At 65.4% G+C, this 25,409-nt stretch carries 26 protein-coding genes, 1 tRNA gene and 1 pseudogene; 21 read left to right on the top strand and 7 right to left on the bottom strand.

Going from position 1 to position 25,409, the window contains the following annotated elements; all coding sequences use genetic code 11:
* Positions 1 to 5: 5 nt before the first annotated feature.
* Positions 6 to 575 carry a Maf family nucleotide pyrophosphatase gene (locus RCF13_RS20850; protein ID WP_134968955.1) on the bottom strand — a complete coding sequence of 190 codons (570 nt, stop codon included), beginning with the start codon at positions 573 to 575 and terminating at the stop codon, positions 6 to 8.
* A gap of 113 nt (positions 576 to 688) precedes the next feature.
* On the opposite strand from RCF13_RS20850, the gene RCF13_RS20845 reads away from it, so the two are divergent.
* The 16 genes and pseudogenes from RCF13_RS20845 to RCF13_RS26315 form a co-directional block, all read left to right on the top strand.
* Complete coding sequence (locus tag RCF13_RS20845; RefSeq protein WP_049404889.1) at positions 689 to 1,198, top strand: YceD family protein; 510 nt, start codon at positions 689 to 691, stop codon at positions 1,196 to 1,198.
* Between the two features lie 107 nt (positions 1,199 to 1,305).
* Complete coding sequence (gene rpmF, locus RCF13_RS20840; protein WP_005408308.1) at positions 1,306 to 1,500, top strand: 50S ribosomal protein L32; 195 nt, start codon at positions 1,306 to 1,308, stop codon at positions 1,498 to 1,500.
* A 91-nt stretch (positions 1,501 to 1,591) separates the two neighbouring features.
* Entirely contained in the window at positions 1,592 to 2,569 is a 978-nt protein-coding gene (locus RCF13_RS20835; RefSeq protein ID WP_014036188.1) for a beta-ketoacyl-ACP synthase III, read from the top strand.
* 76 nt (positions 2,570 to 2,645) lie between these two features.
* Positions 2,646 to 3,428, top strand: coding sequence for a serine/threonine protein phosphatase (locus RCF13_RS20830; protein WP_134968954.1), 783 nt, complete (start codon positions 2,646 to 2,648; stop codon positions 3,426 to 3,428).
* Between the two features lie 160 nt (positions 3,429 to 3,588).
* Entirely contained in the window at positions 3,589 to 4,533 is a 945-nt protein-coding gene (fabD, locus tag RCF13_RS20825) for an ACP S-malonyltransferase (protein WP_134968953.1), read from the top strand.
* 81 nt (positions 4,534 to 4,614) lie between these two features.
* Complete coding sequence (gene fabG, locus RCF13_RS20820) at positions 4,615 to 5,358, top strand: 3-oxoacyl-ACP reductase FabG (protein WP_134968952.1); 744 nt, start codon at positions 4,615 to 4,617, stop codon at positions 5,356 to 5,358.
* Positions 5,359 to 5,510: 152 nt separating this feature from the next.
* On the top strand, positions 5,511 to 5,750 hold the full coding sequence (gene acpP / locus RCF13_RS20815; protein WP_061480516.1) for an acyl carrier protein: 240 nt from the start codon (positions 5,511 to 5,513) through the stop codon (positions 5,748 to 5,750).
* 140 nt (positions 5,751 to 5,890) lie between these two features.
* On the top strand, positions 5,891 to 7,153 hold the full coding sequence (gene fabF, locus RCF13_RS20810) for a beta-ketoacyl-ACP synthase II (RefSeq protein ID WP_134968951.1): 1,263 nt from the start codon (positions 5,891 to 5,893) through the stop codon (positions 7,151 to 7,153).
* 101 nt (positions 7,154 to 7,254) lie between these two features.
* A complete protein-coding gene (locus tag RCF13_RS20805; RefSeq protein WP_061480514.1) occupies positions 7,255 to 8,619 on the top strand; it encodes an aminodeoxychorismate synthase component I in 1,365 nt (454 codons plus the stop codon).
* A gap of 125 nt (positions 8,620 to 8,744) precedes the next feature.
* Positions 8,745 to 9,806 carry an endolytic transglycosylase MltG gene (gene mltG, locus RCF13_RS20800; RefSeq protein WP_061480513.1) on the top strand — a complete coding sequence of 354 codons (1,062 nt, stop codon included), beginning with the start codon at positions 8,745 to 8,747 and terminating at the stop codon, positions 9,804 to 9,806.
* Positions 9,803 to 10,468 (top strand): dTMP kinase, encoded by a 666-nt coding sequence (gene tmk, locus RCF13_RS20795; RefSeq protein ID WP_134968121.1) that lies wholly within the window; start codon positions 9,803 to 9,805, stop codon positions 10,466 to 10,468. The genes mltG and tmk overlap by 4 nt, the downstream gene beginning before the upstream one ends.
* Positions 10,465 to 11,421, top strand: coding sequence for a DNA polymerase III subunit delta' (locus RCF13_RS20790; RefSeq protein ID WP_134968120.1), 957 nt, complete (start codon positions 10,465 to 10,467; stop codon positions 11,419 to 11,421). The genes tmk and RCF13_RS20790 overlap by 4 nt, the downstream gene beginning before the upstream one ends.
* A complete protein-coding gene (locus tag RCF13_RS20785) occupies positions 11,418 to 11,771 on the top strand; it encodes a PilZ domain-containing protein (RefSeq protein ID WP_005412452.1) in 354 nt (117 codons plus the stop codon). Before RCF13_RS20790 ends, RCF13_RS20785 begins: the two co-directional genes overlap by 4 nt.
* Positions 11,772 to 11,904: 133 nt before the next feature.
* Positions 11,905 to 11,979: transfer RNA gene (locus RCF13_RS20780), tRNA-Val, on the top strand.
* A 322-nt stretch (positions 11,980 to 12,301) separates the two neighbouring features.
* Positions 12,302 to 12,925 carry an NYN domain-containing protein gene (locus RCF13_RS20775; protein ID WP_080291746.1) on the top strand — a complete coding sequence of 208 codons (624 nt, stop codon included), beginning with the start codon at positions 12,302 to 12,304 and terminating at the stop codon, positions 12,923 to 12,925.
* 70 nt (positions 12,926 to 12,995) lie between these two features.
* Positions 12,996 to 13,583, top strand: a pseudogene (locus RCF13_RS26315) (P-loop NTPase fold protein); the annotation flags it as partial.
* A gap of 1,220 nt (positions 13,584 to 14,803) precedes the next feature.
* On the opposite strand, the gene RCF13_RS20770 reads toward RCF13_RS26315, so the two are convergent.
* Both RCF13_RS20770 and RCF13_RS20765 read right to left on the bottom strand, forming a co-directional pair.
* Positions 14,804 to 15,337, bottom strand: a complete 534-nt coding sequence (locus RCF13_RS20770) for a hypothetical protein (RefSeq protein ID WP_231352584.1) — start codon at positions 15,335 to 15,337, stop codon at positions 14,804 to 14,806.
* Between the two features lie 52 nt (positions 15,338 to 15,389).
* Entirely contained in the window at positions 15,390 to 15,797 is a 408-nt protein-coding gene (locus RCF13_RS20765; protein WP_134968577.1) for a hypothetical protein, read from the bottom strand.
* A gap of 565 nt (positions 15,798 to 16,362) precedes the next feature.
* Between RCF13_RS20765 and RCF13_RS20760 the strand changes: the two genes are divergently transcribed.
* The 4 genes from RCF13_RS20760 to RCF13_RS20745 all read left to right on the top strand — a co-directional run bounded on the left by RCF13_RS20760 (position 16,363) and on the right by RCF13_RS20745 (position 21,114).
* Positions 16,363 to 16,743 (top strand): tautomerase family protein, encoded by a 381-nt coding sequence (locus RCF13_RS20760; protein ID WP_134968576.1) that lies wholly within the window; start codon positions 16,363 to 16,365, stop codon positions 16,741 to 16,743.
* Positions 16,744 to 16,934: 191 nt separating this feature from the next.
* Positions 16,935 to 17,330, top strand: coding sequence for a DUF2946 family protein (locus RCF13_RS20755; RefSeq protein WP_134968575.1), 396 nt, complete (start codon positions 16,935 to 16,937; stop codon positions 17,328 to 17,330).
* A gap of 128 nt (positions 17,331 to 17,458) precedes the next feature.
* A complete protein-coding gene (locus tag RCF13_RS20750; protein ID WP_231352585.1) occupies positions 17,459 to 19,597 on the top strand; it encodes a TonB-dependent receptor in 2,139 nt (712 codons plus the stop codon).
* Between the two features lie 11 nt (positions 19,598 to 19,608).
* Positions 19,609 to 21,114, top strand: coding sequence for a PepSY domain-containing protein (locus tag RCF13_RS20745; RefSeq protein WP_134968574.1), 1,506 nt, complete (start codon positions 19,609 to 19,611; stop codon positions 21,112 to 21,114).
* Positions 21,115 to 21,123: 9 nt separating this feature from the next.
* Here RCF13_RS20745 and RCF13_RS20740 read toward each other — a convergent pair whose 3' ends face one another.
* A complete protein-coding gene (locus tag RCF13_RS20740; RefSeq protein WP_134968573.1) occupies positions 21,124 to 22,257 on the bottom strand; it encodes an MFS transporter in 1,134 nt (377 codons plus the stop codon).
* An 11-nt stretch (positions 22,258 to 22,268) separates the two neighbouring features.
* Positions 22,269 to 23,045, bottom strand: coding sequence for a DeoR/GlpR family DNA-binding transcription regulator (locus RCF13_RS20735; protein ID WP_231352586.1), 777 nt, complete (start codon positions 23,043 to 23,045; stop codon positions 22,269 to 22,271).
* 169 nt (positions 23,046 to 23,214) lie between these two features.
* Here RCF13_RS20735 and smqnr point away from each other — a divergent pair, with 169 nt between their 5' ends.
* The gene (gene smqnr, locus RCF13_RS20730; protein ID WP_134969377.1) at positions 23,215 to 23,862 is read left to right on the top strand and encodes a SmQnr family pentapeptide repeat protein; all 648 of its coding nucleotides are present in this window, start codon (positions 23,215 to 23,217) and stop codon (positions 23,860 to 23,862) included.
* Positions 23,863 to 23,865: 3 nt separating this feature from the next.
* Here the strand turns inward: smqnr and RCF13_RS20725 are convergent, their stop codons facing one another.
* Complete coding sequence (locus RCF13_RS20725) at positions 23,866 to 24,540, bottom strand: class I SAM-dependent methyltransferase (RefSeq protein WP_134969376.1); 675 nt, start codon at positions 24,538 to 24,540, stop codon at positions 23,866 to 23,868.
* Between the two features lie 87 nt (positions 24,541 to 24,627).
* Positions 24,628 to 25,326 carry a glutathione S-transferase family protein gene (locus RCF13_RS20720; RefSeq protein ID WP_134969375.1) on the bottom strand — a complete coding sequence of 233 codons (699 nt, stop codon included), beginning with the start codon at positions 25,324 to 25,326 and terminating at the stop codon, positions 24,628 to 24,630.
* Between the last annotated feature and the right edge of the window lie 83 nt (positions 25,327 to 25,409).

Here is a 25,409-nt window from a genome sequence, read left to right as displayed (position 1 = left end):
ACCGTTCACGGCACCGCGAATCCGGCCCTGCGCAGCAGGCCGCACAGCGCGATCAGTGGCAGGCCGACCAGCGCGGTCGGGTCGCGGTTGTCGATCGCCTCGAACAGGCTGATGCCCAGGCCCTCGCACTTGAAGCTGCCGGCGCAGTCCAGTGGCTGCTCGGTGGCGACGTAGCGGGCGATCTCCTGCGAATCCAGCGCGCGGAAGCGTACTTCGGTCAGATCCAGGGCGGCGAGGGATTCTCCATCCCGCCTGAGACTGATTGCCGTGTGAAAGCGTACCGTCTGCCCGGACATCGCCACCAGCTGCGCACAGGCCGCCTCGACCGTGCCCGGCTTGCCCAGCGGCTGGCCGTTCAGGTCGGCGACCTGGTCCGAGCCGATCACCCAGGCACCCGGATGGCGCGTGGCGACATCGGCCGCCTTGGCGGCGGCCAGGCGCGTGGCCAGGGCCAACGGCCCCTCGCCGTTCAACGGCGTTTCATCCACCTCCGGGCGTGCGCAGTCGAAGGGCAGGCCCAGCCGTTGCAGCAGTTCGCGACGGTAGCGGGAGGTGGAGGCCAGGACCAGTGACATGCGAGAATATCGGGGCAGGGTGCGGCAGTCTGGCCCGCCGGCAACGCCAGCGGCAAGTCCTGTATGGCGGGCATTTGACAGCGGGCGGTGCGATCCTTAGTATTCAGCGGCTTATGTCCGCGAACGTGCCCGAAACGCTGGATGCCTGGCGGATGGTTGTAGCGCGAAGGCGCTTCGACGGTCAGGTCTCCCTGGCTGAATTGACCCGCCTGCAGGGGTTGGTCGCAGATACCGACGGTGAGTGTGTCTACTCGCTTGAATTCGGTCGCGACGACGTCTTGCGGGTATCCTATGTGGAACTGACCATCGACACCGCGTTGCCGCTGACCTGTCAGCGCAGCATGCAGCGATTCCTGTTGCCGGTGAAGGTGACCCAGAGGCTTGGCCTGATCCGCGACGAGGACGAGGAATCGTCCCTGCCGGAGGAATACGAGGCGTTGCTGGTGCCGGAAGACGGCCAGCTGCGTCCGCTGGACCTGGTCGAGGACGAGTTGGTGCTGGCGGTGCCTGTGGTGCCGCTGTCGCCCGACGGTGAAGCAGTCGACAAGGACTGGGCACCGAGCGAAGAAGAAACAAAGAAGGCCAACCCGTTTGCGGCGTTGGCGGCATTGAAGAAACAATAGCAGCCGGTTGTCGTCGGCGGCTGCGGCGAAAGCGAAAAGTGTGCTGGGCGCTGGCGTCCTGTGCGACGAAACGACGAAGCAAAACGAACCGAGTTTGGAGCAATCCCATGGCTGTCCAGAAATCCCGTGTTACCCCGTCCCGCCGCGGCCAGCGCCGTTCGCATGACGCCCTGAGCGCCAAGCAGCTGTCGACCGACCCGACCACCGGCGAAGTGCACCTGCGTCACCACATCACTGCTGACGGTTTCTACCGCGGCAAGAAGGTCATCCAGACCAAGACCTCGGCCGTCGAAGAAGATTGATGTGCCGGGAAGGCCGCTGCCCCCGGGCAGCGGCCTTTGCCTTCTTTCCCGGGCGTGCCGGTGATCGGCGGCCCGCGCAACAGGAAACATGATGAGCAAGCGGATCTATTCGAGGATCGCGGGCACCGGTAGCTATTTGCCGGAGAAAGTCCTGACCAACGCCGACCTGGAAAAAATGGTCGAAACCTCGGATGAGTGGATCCAGTCGCGCACCGGAATTCGTGAACGGCACATCGCGGCCGAAGGCGAGACCACCAGCGACCTTGGCTACAACGCCGCCCTGCGCGCGCTTGAAGCCGCAGGCATCGATGCCTCGCAGCTCGACATGATCGTGGTCGGCACGACCACGCCTGACCTTATTTTCCCGTCCACCGCGTGCCTGATCCAGGCCAAGCTCGGTGTGGCCGGGTGCCCCGCCTTCGACGTCAACGCAGCCTGTTCCGGCTTCGTGTTCGCGCTGGGCGTGGCCGACAAATTCATCCGCTCCGGCGACTGCAAGCACGTGCTGGTGATCGGCACCGAAACGTTGACCCGCATGGTCGACTGGAACGATCGCACCACCTGCGTGCTGTTCGGTGATGGCGCCGGCGCCGTCGTGCTCAAGGCCGACGAAGAGACCGGCATCCTCAGCACCCACCTGCATGCCGATGGCAGCAAGAAGGAACTGCTGTGGAACCCGGTTGGCGTCTCGAGCGGCTTCAAGGATGGCGCCAATGGTGGCGGCACCATCAACATGAAGGGCAACGACGTGTTCAAGTACGCCGTCAAGGCGCTGGACTCGGTCGTGGACGAGACCCTGGCCGCCAACGGCCTGGACAAGTCCGACCTGGATTGGCTGATCCCGCACCAGGCCAACCTGCGCATCATCGAAGCCACCGCCAAGCGCTTGGACATGTCGATGGACCAGGTCGTGGTGACCGTCGACAAGCACGGCAACACCTCGTCCGGTTCGGTGCCGCTGGCGCTGGACGCCGCCGTGCGGTCGGGCAGGGTCGAGCGCGGCCAGCTGCTGCTGCTGGAAGCCTTTGGTGGCGGCTTCACCTGGGGTTCGGCCCTGCTGCGCTATTGATAGTGCAAGTTACGACAATGTGAAGTCTTGTCGTTACGGCCCTCCGGGGCCGTAACGCGTTTAAGGAGGACCTGTCATGGTTGAGCCCATCTTCATCGAAGGGCAACGTGCCTGGCTGAAGCAGTACGGCAAGGGAAGCCGGGCACTGGCCCTGGGCCTGCTCAATTTTGTTGCGCGCCGTTTCCATCTCGATGCCCTGCGCCCGCCGCCGCACCGTGGTGGCGACGCCGCGCGCGAAACCGAGGCCCGCCGCCTTGCAGAGCTGCAGGCGCAAGGCGTGAACGTGCCGGACGTGCTGGGCACCGGCCATGCCGCGCTGGTGATCGGCGACAACGGCAGATCATTCAATACCTGCCTGCGCGAAGCCGACGAAGCCGGTCGTGATCGGCTGGTGATGGCGGCGATGCAGGCCATTGCCCAAGCGCATGCGCGCGGCGCCTATTTTGGCCAGCCGCTGCCGCGCAATCTCACCTGGGACGGGCAGCAGGTCGGCTTCATCGATTTCGAGGAAGATCCGCTGGAAGTGATGGACCTGTCCGAAGCGCAGGCCCGCGACTGGCTGATGTTCGGCTATGGCGTGGCCAAGTACTACGCTGATCGCCCCGAACATCTGCAGGCGATGATGACCGAGGCGATGGGCGAGGCCCAGGCGCCGGTGCGCGAGCACGTGCATGCGGTCAGTGGCCGCCTGCGCAGCCTGGCCAGGGTCTGCATGAAGCTGGGCCGCTCAGCGCGCGCGCTGGCCCATTCGATCTTCATCACCCACGGTGCCAGCACTGCTGGCGTGCTGATGCTGGTGGGCCTGTGCGTGGATTTCCTCGCTGATGGCGATCTGGATGTGCTGCAGCTGTTCTGCTGATGGCTGATCGGGGTCAGACCCCTTTTCCGCAGGAAAAGAGATCTGACCCCGTCGCGCCTGCCCGTCATTGCTCCATACGCCTGCATACGCGCACGTACAGACGACACAGCGGATTCCCCCTTATCATGGCCCGCTTCGATTGCAACAAGCGGATGACCGCGTGACCGTATCCACCCTCGCTTTTGTCTTCCCCGGCCAGGGCTCGCAGTCTGTGGGCATGGTGGCCGAGCTGGCCGAACTGCACCCGCAGGTGCGTGAAGCCTTCACCGAGGCATCCGATGGTGCCGGCGTCGACCTGTGGGCGCTGTCCCAGGGCGGCCCGGAGGAAATGCTCAACCGTACCGAATACACCCAGCCGGCCCTGCTGGCCGCGAGTATCGGCGTGTGGCGTGCCTGGAACGCTGTGGGCGGTCCGCGCCCGTCGGTGCTGTCCGGCCACAGCCTGGGCGAGTACACCGCCCTGGTTGCCGCCGGCGCGCTGAGCCTGCATGACGGTGCGCACCTGGTGCGCCTGCGTGGCCAGCTGATGCAGGAAGCGGCGCCGGCCGGTGTCGGCGCCATGGCCGCCGTGCTCGGTGCCGAAGACCAGCTGGTGCTGGATGTCTGCGCCGAAGCCGCAGGCAGCCAGGTAGTGGTGCCGGCCAACTTCAATTCGCCGGGCCAGATCGTGATCGGTGGCGACGCCGACGCGGTCGACCGTGCGCTGGCGCTGCTGGCCGAGAAGGGCGTGCGCAAGGCGGTCAAGCTGGCCGTCAGCGTGCCCTCGCACACCCCGTTGATGCGCGAAGCGGCCAACCGCCTGGCCGAAGTGATGGCCGGCCTGTCCTGGCAGGCGCCGCAGCTGCCGGTGGTGCAGAACGTCGATGCCCAGGTGCACGACGGCCTGGACGCCATCCGCACTGCGCTGGTCCAGCAGCTGTACCAGCCGGTGCAGTGGACTGGTTGCGTGCAGGCGTTGGCCGCCCGCGGCATCACCCAGATCGCCGAGTGCGGCCCGGGCAAGGTGCTGACCGGCCTGGTCAAGCGCATCGACAAGGCCATCGACGGCCGTCCGCTGGCCACGCCGGGCGACTTCGAAGCCGCCCGCGAGGCATGGTCGGCCTGACCTTCCCTGTTCCTGCCGACCGTACCGGTGGCCGCTGCAAGCGGCACGGTGCGGCGGCCGCTCCCGTCTGAGGAAAACATCATGAGCAAGCCCCTGCAGGGTGAAATCGCACTGGTCACCGGTGCCAGCCGTGGCATTGGCGCCGCCATCGCCGATCTGCTGGCCGCCCAGGGCGCCACCGTCATCGGCACTGCCACCACCGAATCCGGCGCCGCCGCGATCGGTGAGCGCCTGGCCGCCCACGGCGGTCACGGCCGCGCGCTGAACGTCACCGACGCCGCTGTGCTGGACAGCGTGCTCGATGGCATCGCCAAGGAATTCGGCCCGATCTCGATCCTGGTCAACAATGCCGGCATCACCCGCGACAACCTGCTGATGCGCATGAAGGACGAGGACTGGGCGTCGATCATCGACACCAACCTGACCAGCGTGTTCCGTACCAGCAAGGCGGTGATGCGCGGCATGATGAAGGCGCGCAAGGGCCGCATCATCAACATCGCATCGGTGGTGGGCGTGACCGGCAATGCCGGCCAGGCCAACTACGCGGCCGCCAAGGCCGGCATCATCGGCTTCAGCAAGTCGCTGGCCAAGGAAATCGGTTCGCGCGGTGTCACCGTCAATGTTGTCGCACCCGGCTTCATCGACACCGACATGACCAAGGCGTTGCCGGAAGAAGCGCGTACCGCGCTGATCAACGACATCGCCCTCGAACGCCTGGGTTCGCCGGAGGACATCGCCCATGCGGTGGCATTCCTGGCCAGCCCGGCTGCCGGTTACATCACCGGCGAAACCCTCCATGTGAACGGCGGCATGTACATGCCGTAAGCAAGGGGCGCAGGGATTGCGCCGCAAGTGGTTGATCTGCGGAGGTTTTTGCTGCAATGCAAGGCCGCGCCGGTTTCCACTACACTATCCCACGGCCATCGCCCTTGATGGCGACCACTTTTGAACCACAACTCCATCTGGAGCGAGATCCCATGAGCACCATCGAAGAACGCGTCAAGAAAATCGTCGTCGAACAGCTTGGCGTCAAGGAAGATGAAGTCACCAACAGCGCATCGTTCGTCGATGACCTGGGCGCTGACTCGCTGGACACCGTCGAGCTGGTGATGGCCCTGGAAGAAGAATTCGAGTGCGAGATCCCGGACGAAGAAGCCGAGAAGATCAGCACCGTGCAGGCCGCCATCGACTACATCACGGCCCACGTCAAGGCCTGATGTCAGACGGCAGTGCGCGCGGGTCTCCGCTCGCCGCGCACCGCACCCCATGGGGCCGCAGTTGCGGCCCCGTGTGTTTGAGCATCACACCGAAGCAAACCGTGTTACCCGATTGAACCTTCGGGTCAGGAGAATCAGCAATGAAGCGTCGCGTCGTCGTAACCGGCCTGGGTATCGTCTCGCCGTTGGGCAATGATCTGGCCAGCAGCTGGGAAGGCATCACCCATGGTCGTTCGGGCATCGGTCCGCTGACCAACGTTTCTGATGCCTATCTGGATCGGTTCACCACCAAGATTGCAGGTGAGGTCAAGGGCTTTGACATCACCGCCGACAATGAACTGTTCGGCAAGTACCGGGTCAGCGGCAAGGATGCCAAGAAGATGGACCCGTTCATCCATTACGGCCTCGGTGCCTCGTTCATGGCCCTGCACGACTCGGGCCTGGAGATCACCGACGCCAATGCCGAGCGCATCGGCGCCATTGTCGGCGCCGGCATTGGCGGCCTGCTCGGTATCGAAGAGCAGACCATCGAATTCCATGAGGGCAAGAAGATCTCGCCCTTCTACGTGCCCAAGACCATCATCAACATGCTGCCGGGCCAGCTGAGCATCATCGCCGGCCTGAAGGGGCCGTCGTTCTCGGCGGTGTCGGCGTGCGCGACCTCGAACCATTCGATCGGCACCGCGATGCGTATGATCCAGTACGGCGACGCCGACGTGATGGTGGCGGGTGGTGCCGAACGTGGCTCATCGCCGACCGCCGTGGGTGGCTTCTGCGCGATGAAGGCGATGAGCACCCGCAACGACACCCCGGAACAGGCCTCGCGCCCGTGGGACAAGGACCGTGACGGCTTCGTGCTGGGCGACGGCGCCGGCATCCTGATCCTGGAAGAGTACGAGCACGCCAAGGCCCGTGGCGCGAAGATCTACTGCGAACTGGCCGGCTTCGGCGCCAGCTCCGACGCGTACCACATGACCGCCCCGAGCGAGAACGGCGAAGGTGCCGCGCGCTGCATGGTCATGGCGATGAAGGACGCCGGCGTGACCCCCGAACAGGTGGGTTACCTCAACGCGCATGGCACGTCCACGCCGCTGGGTGACCTGGGCGAGACCATGGCGATGAAGACCGCTTTCGGCGACCACGCCTACAAGATGATGGTCAGCTCCACCAAGTCGATGACCGGCCACCTGCTGGGCGCGGCCGGCGGCGTGGAAGCGATCTTCTCGGTGATGGCGCTGCAGGACAACGTCATTCCGCCGACCATCAACCTGCAGCAGCCGGGCGAAGGCTGCGACCTGGACTACGTGCCCAACGAAGCACGCCAGGCCAAGGTTGACGTGGTGATGTCCAATGGCTTCGGCTTCGGCGGCACCAACGGCACGCTGATCTTCAAGCGCGTCTGACCGGGTTGTAGCGTCGGGCCATGCTCGACTGAACGTGCATTACGCACGAGGAGGCCGCCGCAAGGCGGCTTCCGTGCATCTGAATCCCTGAACTGGCCATCATGACCCACGCACCGCTGATCCACCCGCTGCCGCACCCGATCGATCTGCTGGCCCTGCAGCAGCACGACCCGGCACGCTTCCCGCTGCTGATGGAATCCACCGCCTCGGGCACCGCCCAGGGCCGCTGGAGCCTGCTGCTGGCCGCGCAGGGCGAGAGCCTGCGGCTGGATGCCGATGGCCAGGTGCGCGACCTGCAGGGTGCCGTGCAGCCCGGCACGTTCCTGCAGGCGCTGGATCGCGCCTGGCAGCACGAACGCCTGCCGCACGACGGCAGCCACAGCCTGCCGTTCCGCGGCGGCTGGGCGTTGATGCTGGACTACGAAGTGGCCAGCCAGATCGAACCGGTGCTGCCGGCGCGCGCGCGCGCGGACGGCCGCCCCACCGCGCTGGCGCTGCGTTGCCCGGCTGCGGTGCTGCACGACCACCAGAACGACGCCAGCTTCGTCATCGCCGAAGCCGGTGAGCAGGCCCTGCTGGAGGCGCTGGTGACCTTGGCGTCGCAGGCACTGCCGGAGGCTGGGCAGGGCTGGCAGCCGCCGCAGTCGGTGGGCGAGGATGCGCCGCAGCGCTTCACCGACGGCGTGCGCCGGGTGATCGACTACCTGCGTGCCGGCGATGTGTTCCAGGTGAACCTGTCGCGGCGCTGGAGCGCGCAGTTCGCTGCGCCGGTCAGCCCGCAGGCGCTGTACGCGCAGCTGCGCCGTGCCAACCCGGCACCGTTCGCCGGCTTGTTCAGCGCGCACGGCCGCCACGTGGTCAGCTCCTCGCCGGAGCGGCTGGTGTCGGTGCATGCCGGCCACGCGCAGACGCGTCCGATTGCCGGCACGCGTCCGCGCTTCGAGGGCGACGATGATGCCGCGCGCATCCAGGAGCTGGTCGGCCACCCGAAGGAGCGTGCCGAGCACGTGATGCTGATCGACCTGGAGCGCAACGACCTGGGCCGTATCTGCCTGCCCGGCACCGTGGTGGTCGATGAGCTGATGACCGTGGAGAGCTACGCGCATGTGCACCACATCGTCAGCAACGTCAGCGGCCACCTGCGCCCGGAGGTCACGCCCGGCGAGGTGATCGCCGCCACGTTCCCGGGCGGCACCATCACCGGCTGCCCCAAGGTGCGCTGCATGCAGATCATCAGCGAGCTGGAGCAGGTGCCGCGCGGTGCCTACACCGGCGCGTTCGGCTGGCTGAACCGCGATGGCGACCTGGACCTGAACATCCTGATCCGTACCGCCGAAGTGGATGGCCACGAGGTGAGCTTCCGCACCGGTGCCGGCATCGTGGTTGATTCGGACCCGGACAAGGAACTGGACGAGACCCGGGCCAAGGCCCGCGGCCTGCTGCGCGCGCTCGGCCAGCAGGGGTAGTGCCGGTGGGTGCCAGTGTTGTGGTGGGTGCCGACCGTTGGTCGGCACGCAGGCGCCACCCCGGTCATGACCCCAATCCATCGGCACGGTATCCTGCACGACGGAATCGAGTTCAGAGGTAGTCCATGGCGGGAGCCAAGCGCGGGTGTCTGTTCGTGGTAACGCTGGTGGTGGTGCTGGCCGCCGTCGTGGCCGGCGCGGGCGCGTGGTTCTTCTACCAGCAGACCCGCTTCGCCGATGCCCCGATCACCCCGACCGCCGAGAGCGTGGTCATCGCCAGCGGCGATGGCATGAACAGCGTGCTGCGCAAGCTGCGCGATGCCGGCGTGGACGAGGGCCAGGACGCCCAGTGGCAGCTGCTGGCGCGCCAACTCGATGCGGCCGGCAAACTGAAGGTGGGCGAGTATGCGCTCAGTGGCGAGCTGACCCCGCGCGAGCTGCTGCTGCGCATGCGCGCCGGCAAGGTGCTGCAGCACCGGGTCACGATTGTCGAGGGCTGGAACATCCGCCAGCTGCGTGCCGCGCTCAAGCGCGCCGAGCCGCTGCTGCACACCACCGACACGCTTGATGACGCCGCGCTGATGCAGCGCCTCGGCTTCGGTGGCCAGCACCCGGAAGGCCGCTTCCTGCCGGAGACCTACGTCTACCAGCGCGGCGACAGCGATCTGGACGTGCTCAAGCGCGCCCACGCCGCAATGGAAAAGGCGCTGGACGAGGCCTGGGAAAGCCGCGCGCCGGACCTGCCGATCAACACGCCCTACGAACTGCTGACGCTGGCCTCGATCATCGAGAAGGAAACCGCGCTGGCCAGCGAGCGCCCGCAGATCGCCGGCGTGTTCATGCGCCGCCTGAAGATCGGCATGCGCCTGCAGACCGACCCGACCGTGATCTACGGCCTCGGTGCTGCGTATGACGGCAACATCCGCCGTCGCGACCTGACCACCGACACCCCCTACAACACCTATACCCGTGCCGGCCTGACCCCGACCCCGATCGCCATGCCCAGCCGTGACGCGCTGATGGCGGCCGCGCAACCCGCGGCGGGCGATGCGCTGTACTTCGTCGCCGTGGGCGATGGCAGCGGCGCGCACGTGTTCTCGCCCAGCCTGGACCAGCACAACGCCGCCGTGGCGCGCTACCTGCAACAGCTGCGCCAGCAACGTACCCAGGAGACCCCGGCGCAATGAGTCCCGCGCTGCTTCGCCACCCGCGTTTCGTCAGCCTGGAAGGCGGCGAGGGCGCGGGCAAGACCACCGCCATCAATGCCATCCGTGAGTGCCTGCGCAGCCACGGCCACGAGGTGGTGCTGACCCGTGAACCGGGCGGCACGCCACTGGCCGAGCGCATCCGCGGCCTGGTGCTGAAACCCGATGCCGAGATCGCCGCCGAACCGCTCAGCGCCGAAGCCGAGCTGCTGCTGGTATTCGCCGCGCGCGCGCAGCATGTGCGCCAGGTGATCCAGCCGGCGCTGCAGCGCGGCGCCTACGTGCTGAGCGATCGTTTCACTGATTCCAGCTACGCCTACCAGGGCGGTGGCCGCGGCTTGGATCCGCAGTGGATTGCCGACCTGGAGCGCCGCGCGGTCGGCCTGCTGCCGGGCCTGACCCTGCTGCTGGACGTGGACGTGGCCGTCGGCCGCGCGCGCGCCAACGGTCGCGACCTGTGGCCGGACCGCATCGAGAGCGAGCAGGACGATTTCTTCCAGCGCGTGCGCGAAGTGTTCCGCAGCCGTGCGCAGCAGGACCCGCAGCGCTTTGCGTTGATCGACGCCGGCCAGGTGCAGGAACGCGTGGCCGCCGACGTGGTCGCGCGTGTCGAGCGCTGGCTGCAGGACGGGGAGGGCGCATGAATACCTTTTCACCGTGGCAGCAGCGCGCGTTCGACCAGACCGTGGCCGCGCTCGACGCCGGTCGCCTCGGTCATGGCCTGCTGATCTGCGGCCCGGCCGGGCTGGGCAAGCATGAGGTGGCGCTGGCGCTGGCCGACCACGTGCTGGCGCAGGGCGATGCAGCCCACGCAACGCGCACGCGCCAGCTGATCGCAGCGGGTACACACCCGGACCTGCAGCTGGTCAGCTTCATTCCGAACAAGAGCGGCGACAAGCTGCGTACCGAGATCGTCATCGAGCAGATGCGCGAGATCACCGACAAGCTGGCGCTGACCCCGCAGTACGGCGTGGCGCAGGTGGTGATCGTCGACCCGGCCGATGCGATCAACCGCTCGGCGGCCAACGCGCTGCTGAAGACCCTGGAAGAGCCGCAGCCCGGCCGCTACCTGTGGCTGATCAGCAGCGACCCGGCACGCCTGCCGCAGACCATCCGCAGCCGTTGCCAGCGCCTGGAGTTCAAGCTGCCGCCGCAGCACGAAGCGCTGGCCTGGCTGCAGCAGCAGGGCCATAGCGAGGCATCGGCGCGCGAAGCGCTGGAGGCCGCGCGCGGCCATCCCGGCCAGGCCGACAACTGGCTGCGCGAAGACGGCCTGAGCCTGCGCCGCGAAGTCGGTCGAGATCTGGAACAGCTGGTCACCGGCAAGACCGGCGCGGTGGAGCTGGCGCAGAAGTGGTGCGGTGACGACAACGCGGCGCTGCGCCTGCGCTTTGCCGCCGACCTGGCGCTGGCCCAGGCCAGCACCGATGCCTTGACCACGCCGGAGCGATTGCACAAGCTTGCAGCCTGGTTCGATGCGGCCAACCGCACCCGCGACCTGCTGCGCACCACGGTGCGTGCAGACCTTGCGGTGGTCGAGTTGCTGCTGGCCTGGAACAAGGTGAACGAGCGGCCTGCCGCAAGGGGAAATCGATGAGTGCCAGCAACGCCCGCCAGGGCATCCTGTCCCTGGCCGTGAAGGACAAAGCCGCGCTGTACAGCGCGTACATGCCGTTCGTGAAGAATGGCGGCATCTTCGTGCCCACGCCCAAGCGCTACTTCCTGGGCGACGAGGTGTTCCTGCTGCTGACCCTGCCCGATTCCAGCGAGCGCCTGCCGGTGGCGGGCAAGGTGATCTGGGTGACCCCGGCCGGCGCGCAGGGCAACCGCACCGCCGGCATCGGCGTGCAGCTGGCCGACGGTGCCGAAGGCGAGGGCGTGCGCCACAAGATCGAGACCCTGCTGGCCGGGCTGACCGGCTCGGACAAGCCGACCCATACGATGTGAGGCTGCGCGCGGAGCCTTTCTGTAGCGTCCGGCCATGCCCGGCTGCATGCCCCGAAACGCCCGTGAACACGAATGTGAAAAACTGTTGACGGCCTCTGAAAAGCCCCTATAATGAGCGGCTCAGCAACACACCGGGCGGTTAGCTCAGCGGTAGAGCATTGCCTTCACACGGCAAGGGTCACAGGTTCGATCCCTGTACCGCCCACCAAATAAAACCCTGATTTTTCAGGTGTTATGAAGAAGCCGGCCTTGAGCCGGCTTTTTCGTAAGCGCAGGATAAGTGCGCGCCATGTGGTGGTGCGTATGCAAAAATCCCGCAGGCAAATGAGCTGCTCTCTGCCTAGGGCCGAATCTCTGCCTAGGGCCGAAGGCTCAGGTAGAAGAAGAGTCTCAAGGACTGAATCGCACGTACCGTTCTTTCGTGGTTCGTGATATGTTCTTGGCGACCAAAAGGCTGCTAGACGGGTGATATGTAAGAGGGGCGTGTCCCCCACCTGTCTAGCGGCCAATTTTTTGCCCGGAGGTCATGGATGTCCCTCTGCTACGCGGTGCTCCTCGATGCTGGATTTCTTAAGTATCAATTGGGCAAGCCTGGTCATCCGATCGAGGCGTCTGATATTGAGCAGTTCATCGAGCGCGTGAAGAATCGCCCTGAGCTGACGGGCATGCTCCTTCACCGAATTTATTTCTATGATTCTAAGCCCCTCGAAGGAGCGGCGGTAAACCCTTTAGATGGCTCAGCCATCGATTTCGGCTCTAGTGATACAGCGTCGCGCAATCGCAGCCTGCATGCGCATGTTGCGCGCCTCCCCTTCTTCAGCATGCGCTTCGGCGAACTCTCAATGGAAGGTTGGGGGCTGAAAAAGCGCTTCTTGGATAAACATGCTGGTGAAGGGGCGATATCTGTTAGTGCTGTCGATCTCCGCCCGGTTGTTAAACAGAAGGGCGTGGATATGAGGATCGGACTCGATATCGCTAGTCTCACTTTGAAGAAGCACGTTGCCATGATTGTGTTGGCAACAGGCGATAGTGACTTCGTGCCAGCAATGAAATTTGCTCGACGCGAAGGCGCACAGATCATGTTGATTGTTCAGCGACATGGAATTAAGGAATCGCTTCGAGAGCACGCCGACATTGTAATTGATGATCTATAGGTCAATGCGAGTCCGGTAGACGCTGCTCCCACTCTCATTTTCCTGCAATTCGGATGTGAATAGGTTCGCTATGAAGAGCTTGGATGAGTACCTAGATTCTTATCTGGACGGAAGTTCTGATCCGGGCACCGCCGTGATGCTGATTGGTCACTGGGGTTCGGGGAAGACTCATTACATACAAGGCTATTTTCGTCGGCGCGCTGAGCAGAGCGCGGCGTCAGAAGCGCTTTTAAACTCGACTCCGCGAAAATGGTGGCACCTTCCCTTCCTGAAGAGTGACTCTAGAGTCAAGCCGGCTGCTACCTCGCCCACCCAGCACCTCTACGCTAGCTTTTTCGGTGCAGATAGTGCTGCGGCGATCTCTGACCAATTTCTTTCGCAACTATATCCGGTGTTGAATTCTACGCTCGGCAAAGTGCTGGGGGCTGCGGCGATTCGCGTCTCAAACATAGGGGTCCAGGTTGCCACAGCCGGAGCGGTAGCTGACGCGGCCCGCGAAGAAGATGCAAAAGCAATTACGCGATGGCTTAGTAATCCCAAGGGGCGCGTGCTCGTCTTCGATGATCTTGAGCGCGCAGGTATGCCAATCGAAATGTGCCTTTCGATAATCAATAGCTATGTAGAGCGAGATGGTCTCAAGGTGATCGTGTTGGCAAACGATGCAGAGATTAATGCCGATAGCGTCTATGGCCGTTGGAAAGAGAAGGCCATAGGAAAGACAGTTAAGGTGATCTCTGATCCCGGTGCTGTGTTGGATTCGCTGCTCTTGGAACTAGACGAAGGGCCTGTAAAGACGGCTGTGAAGGATGAGCGCGCTGCGCTGCTTGCCGTCATGGAGGTGTCCAAACTCGTCAACTACCGTAGCGTGCGGAGTTTAGTTTTTGATGCGCAGCGACTTCTGAAACTGCTCGATCGGCGCCTCCGCGATTCTAAGGCTGGGGTGCTGGAATTGCTGAAGTTCTCAATCGCTTTGGGTGGAGAGCTTCGCGCGGGAAGGCTTGAGCCTGAGGAAGTTGAGATCGTACAGCAATGTTTCGCAATTAGAGTCAAAGACAAAAGCAAAAGAACCGAGAGAGATCTATATATTTTGGACCTTGAGGAAAGGTTTGCATCGGTACTGGCGCTTGAATCTGTTGTACCTGCGTCGGGACTTGTCTCTTTTTGGCGCGTTGGCACTCTGGATGTTGAAGCTGCTAATGCAGCTATCCAGCAGAATGCGCTAGTAGTGGGCGTTCAGGCGCAGCCACCCTGGCAAAGACTGTGGGAACTACGACGGCTATCAATTAGCCGATATAACGAGGCTCGGGTGGACCTCTTGAAGTCGATAGATCAAAGGATGTTGTACGTTCAGGGTGAAATTCTGCACGTGGTCGGGATTGCATTGACGCTGGAGGACTTCGGCGTGGGCCTATTTCCTCAGTTCAAAGAGGTCAATCTTTGGGTTCAGCAGTACGCGTCAGACCCCGTCGTTTTTGATCGGCTTGAGCGCAGCGTGGGGTGGCTCGATGGAGCCGATTCCTACGCTGGACTTGGCTTCCACAAGCGCCGAGATCCAAGGTTCATGAGAGCATTTGAGTTGCTTGAGGAGCTAGTGGATCGGGCTGAGCAGAAGCGCCTATTGGCAGACGTGCCTGTGCTGCTAGCGCAGATTCGGAATAGGGACTATTCAAACATCTACTCGTTCGGTGCGCCTGGAAGCGTGGATGGGAAGCCATGGCTTCATCTCGTAGGTTCCGGCGAGCTGGCCGATCTGCTTTTGCATGACGGAGTGATGCAATCGCCGCTCTTGTCACTCTTGATCAAGCGCTACTCCGAAGACTCGCTGGCAAAGCTTCGCCTTGAATGGCGATCACTGCGTTTGTTGCGAGAGACCTTGCGTCAGCGGATTCGCCATTTACCTGATCCATTTCGCGCCATAGCTACCGAGACTGTGAGCGACGCTTCCAGTAGTCTAAGGAAGGGATTGGCGCAGGCGATCAATATTACTCGGAGACACGAAAACAGAGTGTTGCGGCGTAAGAGCCCGGCTTGAGATCTTACGGACGCGGCGGACTCCGCGAGCAGCTTCGCCTGGCCGGCCTCCTGCCCACCATCGGCCAGCAGGCCGATGGCGCCGCCGTGCGCCGCGCGCCAGAGGGCCGGTAGCGGGCGACCGTTTGCGTCCACCACGTCCGGCGAGAACTGCGCGCAGTACATTTCGTAGCGCTTGCCCACTGTGCTGCGGGGCACGATGCCGGCTTCGGCGAGCAGGCGTTCGGCTTCATCCAGTGTGCTGAACTTCAAGCGCAGCAGTGCCGGGCGGCTCAGTTGTTGTGCCAGCGCGTGCTGGTTGGCGGCGAACCAGACGTTCCAGCCAACGGTTGCGCGGCCTTCCAGTGCGGCCTTGAAGTACTCCAGGTGTTCGGCGTCCATCGCGGTCTCCTGCGCTCCCTGCGCGATTGTAGCGGGAGCATATGCGGGCCGGTCAGGCGTCGCCGCCGGAGAGGCAATGATGCGCCTCGCGCACCAGCTGGCGTGCGGCCACGATCAGTCCGTCGATATGGAAGGCGCCCAACTGTTCGTCTGGGCCGCCTTCGTTGCGCGCATGATCGGCGGCCTGCAGCAGATCGAGCAATGCGCCGAGCCCAGATAGCGAGCGGCGCAACGAAGCGTGATTGCTGGCGCCGAGGGTGAGGCTGATGCATGGCTGTCCGTCATCGCCGTCAGCATGGTTGATCGCATTGAGACGGGCGAAGAAAGTGGGCAGCTGCGCGGGCAAATTCTGTGCGTTCAGGGCGCACTCGATCTCGCGTGCGAGGTCTTCCGGCACATCGGTTGCGACGTCGCCGATCAGGGTGTGCAGGCGGGGATGGACGGCGGTGCGGTTGGTCATGGCGAAACCCTCACTGGCGTAGGGCCACCTTCAGGAGTGAAGGTGGCGGACGGTGCGGGTTGGCGTACCAAGGCAAACAAGCTTCAGGGGAGAAGAATGCCTGGCGGATCTGGCGATCCCCACGCACCGGCCGCCATTGAAGGCAGTCGGTGCATTCTCTCTGCTGCGATTGTTCCTGCAGCCCCTAAATCTTGTTTGTTTATTCGAGACGCCAATCCCGGCCAAGGCGTCTTGCCTCGGCGCAGCGATCATCAAGCCGGGCAATCACATCGGTCTGTGAGGAAAGTTCTCAACTGCCCCTAGGCAGGCCAGATGTTTCCCAATGTGTGCAGTCCAGCACCCGCGAGTAGTGCGGCCCATCACTGATGGCGCACATCGCCGCCCCTGTCGACCGTGCACGAGACGACTCCAGAGCGGCGCCGCCACGGCAATCGCGTCACCCCGCGCGGCGGAGGCGGGACCATGCCACGCATGGAGCCAGAGGGTTCCATCCCTGTGCTGTCCCACCGCCCTGAGCAGGCGTAGTCTCAGCCCATTGCCGTGCCCATCCACCCCGGAGTACACCATGCCGCTCGCCCGCATCGATCTTCGCAAAGGTAAATCCGCCGACTACCTGCAACGCGTCGGCGAAACCATCTACCAGGCCATGCGCGCGGTGGGCGTGCCGGAAAACGATCGCTTCCAGATATTCCAGGAACACGCGCCCGGCACGCTGATCTACGATCCCGGCTACCTGGGCGTGGACCGCACCGACGACTTCATCTGCATCCAGATCACCTGGAACGAAGGGCGCACGCTCGAGCAGAAAAACGCGTTATACCTGGGCATTGCCGATGGGCTGCATGCGGCGGTGGGCATCCGCCGCGAGGATGTGTTCATCAATCTGGTGGAGGTGAAGCGGGAAAATTGGTCGTTTGGTAATGGTGTGGCCCAGTACGTGAGTTGATGGGCAAAAAGCATCCACGCATGGCGTGGATCTACTGGATGGAGGGCGTGCGCGGGGGAGGACAGTCCTGCGTCACCGTGTCGCAGGGGGCAAACCCTGAACGGGGTCCAAGGTTGACCGTGGCCCCGTAGAATGGCGGCGTGCGTCGTTCTGCTCTCCACCGCCGGTTCCAGGCCCTGGCTTGGCTTGCCATGCTGCTGGTGCTGCTCGCCCCGCTGGTGAGCCGCTGGCTGGCGCATGGTCACGTGGTTGCCGCTGCGCCGGTGGCAGCCATGGACCACGCAATGCACGCAGAGCATGCGCAGCACCCGATGGAAGGGCACCACGACCATCACGCGATGGCGATGCCGCACGGCGACGCCGCAAGGAAACCGGCCGCCGATCCACATGCCGATCATGAGATGGGCGTGGACTGCGATTACTGCCTGATTGCTGCACGGCTGATCGCCCTGCTGGTGGCGGCAGTGCTGCTGTTGGCGCCGATGGCACTGGTGTGCCGCGCGTTGCGCGGTGCGGTGCAGACGTTGCCGCAAAGGATCAGCGGCACATTGGGAGCGCGTGGGCCGCCGGCTTTCATGGCCGCCTGAGCCGCACGCGCGTTGCACTGATCGTTTTTCCATGAGGTTGCCGGCCACGGCCGGCGCCCGCACGCGCGTGTTTGTCCCTTTCTGATTGCTGCCCTGCCATTGCGGGTGGCCTTGCATGCCGTGAAAAAATGAAAACGAACCCCAACGCCGCGTACCTGCGCCGGGCGACGCTGCCTGTCGCTTGCGCGTTGCTGCTGCACTCCGCTTCTGCCCTTGCCGCCGACGCGGCACCCCCGACCACGCTGGATACCGTGCGGGTGGTCGATACCCGCAGCGGCGAGCTGTCCTCCACCGCCAGCGCCGGCTCTGCATTGGGCCTGAGCGTGCTGCAGACACCGGCCAGCCTGACGGTGATTTCGCGCGAGCACCTGGAGCAGCGCGGCGACAGCAACCTCAACGATGCGATCAGCCGGGCAGGTGCGATCAGTGCGATGCCGCACCCGGGCAATGGCCTGAGTGCGCTGTCCAGTCGCGGCTTCACGGACGGTGCCTCGGTGATGCGGCTGTACGACGGGCTGCGCCAGTACGGCGGCGTGGGCATCACCTTCCCGTTCGATACCTGGTCGATCGAGCGCATCGAAGTGCTGCGCGGCCCGGCCTCGGTCATCCATGGCGACGGGGCGATTGGCGGCGTGATCAATATCGTGCCGAAGAAGCCCTCGCGCGGTGCCATCGAAAACGAGATCAGCATGACCGTGGGCAGCGAGGACACCGCGCGGCTGGGCTTCGGCAGTGGTGGCGCGCTGACGCCCGGGCTGGCCTACCGGCTGGATGTGAGTGGCAACTACAGCGGTGGCTGGGTCGACCGTGGCCGCAACAACGATGCGACGTTCTCCGGTGCGTTGCTGTGGCAGGCTCGCCCGGACCTGCAGCTGACGCTCACCCATGCGCAGGGCTACCAGCAGCCGATGCGCTACTTCGGCACGCCGCTGGTCGAGGGCCGCCAGCTGGAGGCGCTGCGCCACCGCAACTACAACGTGGACGACAGCGAGATCCGCTTCCGCGACCGCTGGACCCAGCTCGATGCACTGTGGACGCCAACCGCGAATGTGGAATGGCGCACGCGCGTCTACCAGATCGACAGCCAGCGCGATTGGCGCAACGCCGAGGCCTATGTCTACAACCCGCGAACCGGGTTGGTCGACCGCTCGGGCAACACCCAGATCACCCACAACCAGGACCAGACGGGGCTGACCTCGACGCTGCGCGTGCAGGGCAGCGTGGGTGACCTGCAGAACAGTTTTGCCGTGGGCCTGGATGCCAACCGCGCGCACTTCAAGCACACCAACAACACCTACACCGGCAGCTCCGGCCCGGTCGATCCGTTCCATCCGGTGCCGGGGCAGTTCGCCAGCGATGCGCCGAACCTGCCGCGCTACCGCAACCGGGCCGAGCAGTACGCGCTGTTCGTGGAGGACCGGTTGGCGCTGAGCGATCGCTGGTCGGTGCTGGGTGGGCTGCGCCACGACCGCGCGCGCATCGATCGCACCGATCTGATCAGTGGCCAGAAGGCGTTCTCGAAGACCTACAACAGCACCGGCTGGCGTGCAGGCACGGTATTTGCGCTGCAGCCGACGCTGAGCCTGTATGCGCAGTACTCGCAGGCGGCGGACCCGGTCAGTGGCCTGTTGATGATCAGCCCGGCCAACGGTGCCTTCGACCTGGCCAAGGGCCGGCAGATCGAGGTGGGCCTGAAGCAGGCCTTCGACGGTGGCGAGTGGACGCTGGCGGCGTACCGCATCCGCAAGACCGGGCTGCTCAGCCGCGATCCGCTGGTGCCGGATCGCCGCGTGCAGGTGGGCGCGCAGACCTCGCGCGGTATTGAAGCGTCGTTGACCTGGAATGTCGCGCCGCACTGGACGCTGGATGCCAACGCGACGGTGCTGACGGCCGAATTCGAGGACTTCCTGGAAACCACGGGTTCGCCGGCGGTGCTGGTATCGCGTGATGGCAACGTGCCGCCGAACGTAGCCGAGCGCCTGGCCAGTGTGTGGCTGGGCTGGCAGTTCGCACCGGACTGGAATGCGGCGGGTGGCGTTCGCTACGTCGGCAAGCGCTACGCTGACAACGCCAATACACTGGAGCTGCCCGGCTACAGCACCACCGATCTGGCACTGACCTGGCAGGCGGCACCGCGCACGCGGCTGTCCGCGCGGTTGTTCAACGTGTTCGACAAGGCGTACTACGCCACCGCGTACTACACCAGCACCCAGTGGCTGCTGGGGGCGGACCGGCGCGTCGAATTCACCGTCGACCATCGCTTCTGAGGGCGCTGGCGATGACGATGCGTTCCACCGCCAAGCGCTGGACCTACCTGGTGCATCGCTGGCTGGGCATCGGCGGATGCCTGCTGATGCTGCTGTGGTTCGTCAGCGGCATGGTGATGCTGTTCATTGGCTACCCGAAGCTGACGCCCGGCGAGCGGCTGGCGGCGTTGCCGGTGCTGGGTGAGGCCCGCGACCTGCAGGGGCTGTCGGTACTGCCTGCCGCCGTGCAGGCCGAGCCGGAGGCTGTGGCATTGACCACGCTACGCGGCGAGCCGGCGTATGTGGTGCGAAGTGGCAGCAACGTGGGCGCCTGGTCTGCCGTGACCGGCCAGGCCCTGCTGCCGGTGTCGGCACAGCGCGCCGAAGCATCCGTCGCACAGTTCGCCGGAGGCCCGGCCTTTGTGGGTGCGATGCGCGTGAATGAGGATCGTTGGACGCATTCGCGTGCACTGGATGCGCATCGGCCGCTGTATCGCGTCGAGGTGGGCGGTGCGCAGCCGGGCGACCTGTATGTGTCCTCGCGTACCGGTGAAGTCGTGCTGTACGCGCCGCATATGCAGCAGCGCTGGAACTATGTGGGCGCCTGGCTGCACTGGCTGTACTTCCTGCGCATGCAGTCGGTCGACCCGGTGTGGACGTGGGTGGTGATCGTGCTGTCCGCACTGTGCACGCTGGCGGCGGTCAGCGGCGTCGTGGTGGGTGTGTGGCGCTGGCGTTTCCGTGGGCACTATCGTTCCGGTGCGAAGACACCGTACGTCGAGCCGTGGATGCGCTGGCACCATCTGATCGGATTGTGTGCCGCGGCCTTCGTGTTCACCTGGATTTTCAGCGGGCTGATGTCGATGAATCCATTGGGCGTCTTCAGCAGCACGTATGCTGCGATCGACGGTGGACGCTATCGTGGCGGCGCGGTGGCGGTGGATGGCGCGTTGGGCGATCCGGCGAAGCTTCTGGCGGTGGCCGATGCTGAGTGCTTCCGGCCAGTTGAGATCCAGTGGCGGCGCATCGGTGGTGAGCTGTTTGCGGTGCTGCTGGACGGGCAGGGCGAGACCCGCATCGTGTCCGGCAGCGACGAGCATCTGCAGGTTGCGCACTTGCTGCCGGCCGCGTGGCTGCAGCAGAAGGCGCGGGCGCTGTCCGCTGCGCCCATGCAGGGCTTCGTGGTGCAGCAGACAGCGGATGCCTACTTCTATCCGCGTGCACCGGAAGCCATGAACGGCGCAGCAGTGCGCCGCTTCCCGGTGGCCGTGGTGGACTTCGGTGATGCCGAGGCGACGCGCGTCTATCTCGATCTGGCTACGGGCGATCCGTTGCTGACGATGGGGCATCGCGAGCGGGTGGGGCGCTGGCTGTTCTACTACCTGCACAGCTGGGATCTGCCAGCGATGCTGCGCCAGGAAGGTGCCCGGCTGGCGGTGTTGCTGCTGCTGAGCGCTGCCGGCACCGCGCTGTGTGCCACGGCGACGGTGATCGGCTACCGGCGCGTGCGGATGAAGCTGCGCCGCAGGCGGAGTTGATGCGCCGCGCTACACCCGCAGCCAACGCGTGGACATCGCCACCAGCAACAAGGCCGTGGCCACGCAGATGAACGCGGCGATCAGGCCGAAGTGGTTGGCAGCAAAGCCGATCAGCGCCGGTCCGGCAAGGATGCCGGCAAAGCCGAGCGTGGACACGGCAGTGATGGCCAGCGCGCCGGGCATGCGGGTCTGGTGGCCGGCCAGCGAGAACAGTGCGGGTGCGATGTTGGCGCAGCCGAGGCCGACCAGCACATAGCCGAGCAGTGATGCCTGCCACGGCGTGACCAGGGTCAGCACCAGCACGCCCGCGGCGGCAAGCAACGCGCCGAACACGATCGCGCGCTGGCGGCCCACGCGTGCCACCAGTGCATCGCCGAACAGGCGCGCGACGGTCATGGTCAGGGTGAAGGTCACATAGCCGATGCCGGCAAGACTTCCATCGACGCGGCGCACGTCGCTGAGAAACACCGCGCTCCAGTCGAGCATCGCACCTTCGCCGAGGAACGCGACGAACGCCAGCACGCCGATGAACAGCACGATGCCGTGTGGCAGGGCCAGCATCGGTGTGTCGTGCGGCATCCGTTCGCTGTGCCAGTACGACGCCGACAGCAGCATCACCAGCAGCATGGCGCCAACGCCGATCAGCACGGACGCCAAGGGAGGCAGGTGAGCAGACAGCAGCACGGTCATGGTGGCCGCGCCGAGGAAGCCGCCGATGCTGAAGAACGCATGGAAGCCGGACATCATCACGCGCCGTGCGTCGCGCTCGACGATGACGGCCTGTACGTTCATCGTGCAGTCCATCGCGCCCACGGCGGCGCCGAACACGAACAGAACCAGCCCGAGTGTCCAGGCCGAGGCGGCCAGGGCCAGGCTGGGCACGGTCAGGCAGATCAGCAGACTGCTGGCCATCATCACCCGGCGGCAACCGAGGCGCGCGGTCAGCACACCGGACAACGGCATCGCCAGCAGCGAACCGGCACCGAGGCAGAGCAGCACCAGCCCCAGCGTGGCGTCGTTGATCCCGGTGCGTGCCTTGGCGAACGGCACCAGCGTGGCCCACAGCGCGGTGGCGAAGCCGGGAATGAAGAACGCAGCGCGGGTCGCGTGCTGTTCGGCACGCGCGCGGTTGGCAAGGGACATGAGCGGTACGGTCAGGGGGGAGTGGGGTGCACCGCGATGCCGGCGGCGCGGAAGCGTGCCGCCAATGCGGGCGGTGCGGTGGTGGTCAGCACCAGGTCGTCGATCTCGTCCAGGCTGGCGATCTGCCAGTGGCCGCGGGCACCGAGCTTTTCAGTAGTGGCGGCGATGATCATGCGGCTGCTGCACGCGACCATCGCGCGCTTCAGCGTGGCTTCTTCCGCATCCATTGCCCACACGCCGGTGTCGCCGTCCACCGCGCAGGGGCCGGGCAGGTACACATCGGCACGCAGGCGCTGCACCTGGGCCAGTGCTTCGGCACCGACCGCGCCGCCACCGCTGGCCAGGCGGCCGCCGATCAGCTGCACCGAGGTGCCATCGAGCAGGCTGGCGGCGGTGGCGATCTGTGGCGCATTGGTGATCACCGTCAGGCCGAGGGCGGCCGGCAACTGCTGTGCGATCACCAGGTTGGTTGAACCGGCATCGAGCAGTACGACCTGGCCGGGTTGCAGCAATGCGCAGACGCGGGCGGCCAGCTCGGCCTTGTCGCCGCGGTCGCGGGTCAGCCGCTCGCGCAGCGGGCGTTCCTTGGGCGGTGGCAGCACGGCGCCGCCGTAGACACGCTGGCACAGGCCCTGTGCGGCCAGTTCGCGCAGGTCGCGGCGGATCGAATCTTCGGAGACGGCATAGCGGCGCGCCAGCTCGGCGGCGACCACGCGGCCCTGCTGGCGCAGTTCCTCCAGGATCTGCCGGGTGCGCTGGGCGGGGAGGGGGCTGGGATCGGAGCTCATGCTGCAGGTCTGCATCTTCGTGCATCAACGTGCAACAACGTGCAACAACGTGCATTTGACCCGTGTGGACACAGGTCAACTGGACTGCCGGTGAATCTGGCCGCGGCCGTGTCTGTGGATCGCCCCCGCGGCCCGGCATCATGGCGTGGCGTTTGGCAAGGAATCCACGATGTCCCCCACCGTTCACCGCAAGCTGCGCATCGGCGCGGACCAGTACACCGGCCAGAAGGTGGTCGACCAGCAGTTCCACGAGTGCGATTTTTCAGGCGTGGACCTGACCGGCACCGAGTTCATCAACTGCAGTTTCTACGATGCCGGCAGCCGCGCCGGCTGCCGCTTCAATGGCGCCACATTGAAGGAGGCCAGCTTCCGCAGCTGCGACATCAGCATGTGCCACTTCAACTTCATCAAGGCGCTGGGCCTGGAGATCAGCGAGTGCCGCGCGCAGGGTGCGGATTTCAGCAACGCCAGCTTCATGAACCAGATCACCCCGCGCAGCGGGTTCTGCAGCGCCTTCATCAAGAAGTCGAACCTGCGCTATGCCAATTTCTCGCGGGTCACGCTGGAGAAGTGCGAACTGTGGGAGAACCGCTGGGACGGTGCAAACGTGAGCGGCGCCAGCTTCGCTGGCTCGGACCTGTCCGGTGGCCAGTTCGAGGGCATCGACTGGAACAGCGCCAACTTCACCGACTGCGACCTGACCCACTCGGAGCTGGGTGAGCTGGACCTGCGCAGCACCAATCTGCGTGGCGCCACGCTGGATGTCCAGCAGGTCGCGCTGTTGATGCAGCGCATCGGCATCACGGTGGTGCCGTAGGCATCAGCCGGCGTACGCCACCCAGCCCTTGAAGCTGAAGCCCGCATAGAACAGCTCCACGCCGTCGAAGCCGGCCTCCTGCAGCAGCGCCACTTCCTGTTCGGGCGCCAGCAGTGGCAGTCGCTCGGCAATGGCGTCGATCGCGCGCTGTGCATCGGCGTGGGCAACACCCGAGGCTTCGGCGAACGCGGTGTAGCGCTGCAACCAGCGCAGCTTGCCGTCCGGATCCTGCGGCACGCTGTGGTGGGCCACCACCAGCGGCGCGCCGGGCTGCAGGCGCCTGTGCAGCTCGCGCAGCGTGTGCAGGCGCTGCGCGGCGTCGAGGAAGTGCAGGGTCAGCAGGCAGCTGGCACCTTCGAAGCGCACGTCGGGGGCATCGTCGATGTAGCCTTCCAGCAACTGCACGCGCGACATCAGCGGGCCCAGTGTCTGCTCGGCCAGGGCCAGCATCGGTGCGGCCGGGTCCACGCCCAGCAGCTGCCAGCCCGGCTGCGCCTCGGCAAAAGCCTTCAGCTCCAGCCCGCCACCGGCGCCCAGCACCAGCACGCGGCCCTGCGCGGGAACGTGTTCGGCCAGCAGCAGGCGACTCATCTGCTGCAGCGCGAGGAAGCCCGGCACCTGGCGCAGCGGGCCCTCGGCATAGCGGGCAACGGCCTGCGGGTCGGAGAACGAGGACATGCGCGGATTCCTGCAGCAGGGGACATACCACTGTAGCGCGGCGCGCAAGAGGCATTGCGCGCCGCTGCCGCACAGGCAGGGCAGGACTCAGGCCGCCGCGGCCTCAAGCACGTCTTCCAGCCGCACCTCGCCGAGGAAGCCACCGCTGCTGGTAGCCGGCCGCTGTGCTTCGATGGCGTGGGCGAACTGCACGCCGGCGTCGTCCTGCAGGCGCTCGAACAGCTGCTGCACCCTGGGGAACTCGCGGCGGTCGACCACCTGGTGGTAATCGTTCCAGCGGCCGATGCCGGCGAAGTAGGCGTCGGCGAAGCTGCGCTGCTCGCCCAGCAGCCACGGGCCTGTGCTGAGCATCTGCTCCAGCGCCTGGTGGGCCTGGCGCACCTTGGTGGTGCCATAGGCACGCAGCGCCTTGCCGTCATCGCCCTCGGCGTGTTCCAGCGCGTGCCAGAGCGGGGCGTAGGCACCGAAGAAGCTGGTGTTGAGATAGGCCAGCCGATGGTTGAGGCGATCGAAGCTGGAGGTGCCCTGTGCGAAGCCCAGCCCCTGTGCGATGCCCTTGGCGGCCAGGTGGTTGAGGATGGCCAGGCTCTCGCTGAGCAGCTCGCCCTGCGCGGTTCGCAGCGTCGGGGTTTCGCCCAGTGGATTGAGGCGGCGGTAGTCCTCGCCCTGCACCTGGCCGGGCATGTCGATGCGGCACAGGTGATACGGCTGGCGCAGCCACTCCAGCGCAACGATGGAGCCGAACGAGCAGCCCGAGGGCACGCCGTAGAAGAGAATCGGGGTCATGGCAGGTTTCCGGTTCAAGCCGCGATGCGGCGGGTGAGGAAAGCGTGCCTGCGTGGACATTGCCCCGGAAGCGGTTCGAATGG

Source organism: Stenotrophomonas maltophilia group sp. RNC7 (assembly GCF_030910085.1).
Classification (GTDB): Bacteria; Pseudomonadota; Gammaproteobacteria; order Xanthomonadales; family Xanthomonadaceae; genus Stenotrophomonas; species Stenotrophomonas sepilia.
This window is presented reverse-complemented; position numbering and strand designations above follow the sequence as displayed.

Coding starts and splice junctions, on each gene's coding strand:
- RCF13_RS20770 (WP_231352584.1), bottom strand. CDS start 15,337: ATGGACGCCGAACACCTGGAGTACTTCAAGGCCGCACTGGAAGGCCGC.
- RCF13_RS20720 (WP_134969375.1), bottom strand. CDS start 25,326: ATGACCCCGATTCTCTTCTACGGCGTGCCCTCGGGCTGCTCGTTCGGC.
- RCF13_RS20790 (WP_134968120.1), top strand. CDS start 10,465: ATGAATACCTTTTCACCGTGGCAGCAGCGCGCGTTCGACCAGACCGTG.
- RCF13_RS20745 (WP_134968574.1), top strand. CDS start 19,609: ATGACGATGCGTTCCACCGCCAAGCGCTGGACCTACCTGGTGCATCGC.
- RCF13_RS20835 (WP_014036188.1), top strand. CDS start 1,592: ATGAGCAAGCGGATCTATTCGAGGATCGCGGGCACCGGTAGCTATTTG.
- RCF13_RS20805 (WP_061480514.1), top strand. CDS start 7,255: ATGACCCACGCACCGCTGATCCACCCGCTGCCGCACCCGATCGATCTG.
- RCF13_RS20725 (WP_134969376.1), bottom strand. CDS start 24,540: ATGTCCTCGTTCTCCGACCCGCAGGCCGTTGCCCGCTATGCCGAGGGC.
- tmk (WP_134968121.1), top strand. CDS start 9,803: ATGAGTCCCGCGCTGCTTCGCCACCCGCGTTTCGTCAGCCTGGAAGGC.
- RCF13_RS20845 (WP_049404889.1), top strand. CDS start 689: ATGTCCGCGAACGTGCCCGAAACGCTGGATGCCTGGCGGATGGTTGTA.
- mltG (WP_061480513.1), top strand. CDS start 8,745: ATGGCGGGAGCCAAGCGCGGGTGTCTGTTCGTGGTAACGCTGGTGGTG.
- RCF13_RS20775 (WP_080291746.1), top strand. CDS start 12,302: ATGTCCCTCTGCTACGCGGTGCTCCTCGATGCTGGATTTCTTAAGTAT.
- smqnr (WP_134969377.1), top strand. CDS start 23,215: ATGTCCCCCACCGTTCACCGCAAGCTGCGCATCGGCGCGGACCAGTAC.
- RCF13_RS20765 (WP_134968577.1), bottom strand. CDS start 15,797: ATGACCAACCGCACCGCCGTCCATCCCCGCCTGCACACCCTGATCGGC.
- rpmF (WP_005408308.1), top strand. CDS start 1,306: ATGGCTGTCCAGAAATCCCGTGTTACCCCGTCCCGCCGCGGCCAGCGC.
- RCF13_RS20830 (WP_134968954.1), top strand. CDS start 2,646: ATGGTTGAGCCCATCTTCATCGAAGGGCAACGTGCCTGGCTGAAGCAG.
- RCF13_RS20740 (WP_134968573.1), bottom strand. CDS start 22,257: ATGTCCCTTGCCAACCGCGCGCGTGCCGAACAGCACGCGACCCGCGCT.
- RCF13_RS20735 (WP_231352586.1), bottom strand. CDS start 23,045: ATGAGCTCCGATCCCAGCCCCCTCCCCGCCCAGCGCACCCGGCAGATC.
- RCF13_RS20850 (WP_134968955.1), bottom strand. CDS start 575: ATGTCACTGGTCCTGGCCTCCACCTCCCGCTACCGTCGCGAACTGCTG.
- fabG (WP_134968952.1), top strand. CDS start 4,615: ATGAGCAAGCCCCTGCAGGGTGAAATCGCACTGGTCACCGGTGCCAGC.
- RCF13_RS20750 (WP_231352585.1), top strand. CDS start 17,459: ATGAAAACGAACCCCAACGCCGCGTACCTGCGCCGGGCGACGCTGCCT.
- fabF (WP_134968951.1), top strand. CDS start 5,891: ATGAAGCGTCGCGTCGTCGTAACCGGCCTGGGTATCGTCTCGCCGTTG.
- RCF13_RS20755 (WP_134968575.1), top strand. CDS start 16,935: ATGCTGCTGGTGCTGCTCGCCCCGCTGGTGAGCCGCTGGCTGGCGCAT.
- acpP (WP_061480516.1), top strand. CDS start 5,511: ATGAGCACCATCGAAGAACGCGTCAAGAAAATCGTCGTCGAACAGCTT.
- RCF13_RS20760 (WP_134968576.1), top strand. CDS start 16,363: ATGCCGCTCGCCCGCATCGATCTTCGCAAAGGTAAATCCGCCGACTAC.
- RCF13_RS20785 (WP_005412452.1), top strand. CDS start 11,418: ATGAGTGCCAGCAACGCCCGCCAGGGCATCCTGTCCCTGGCCGTGAAG.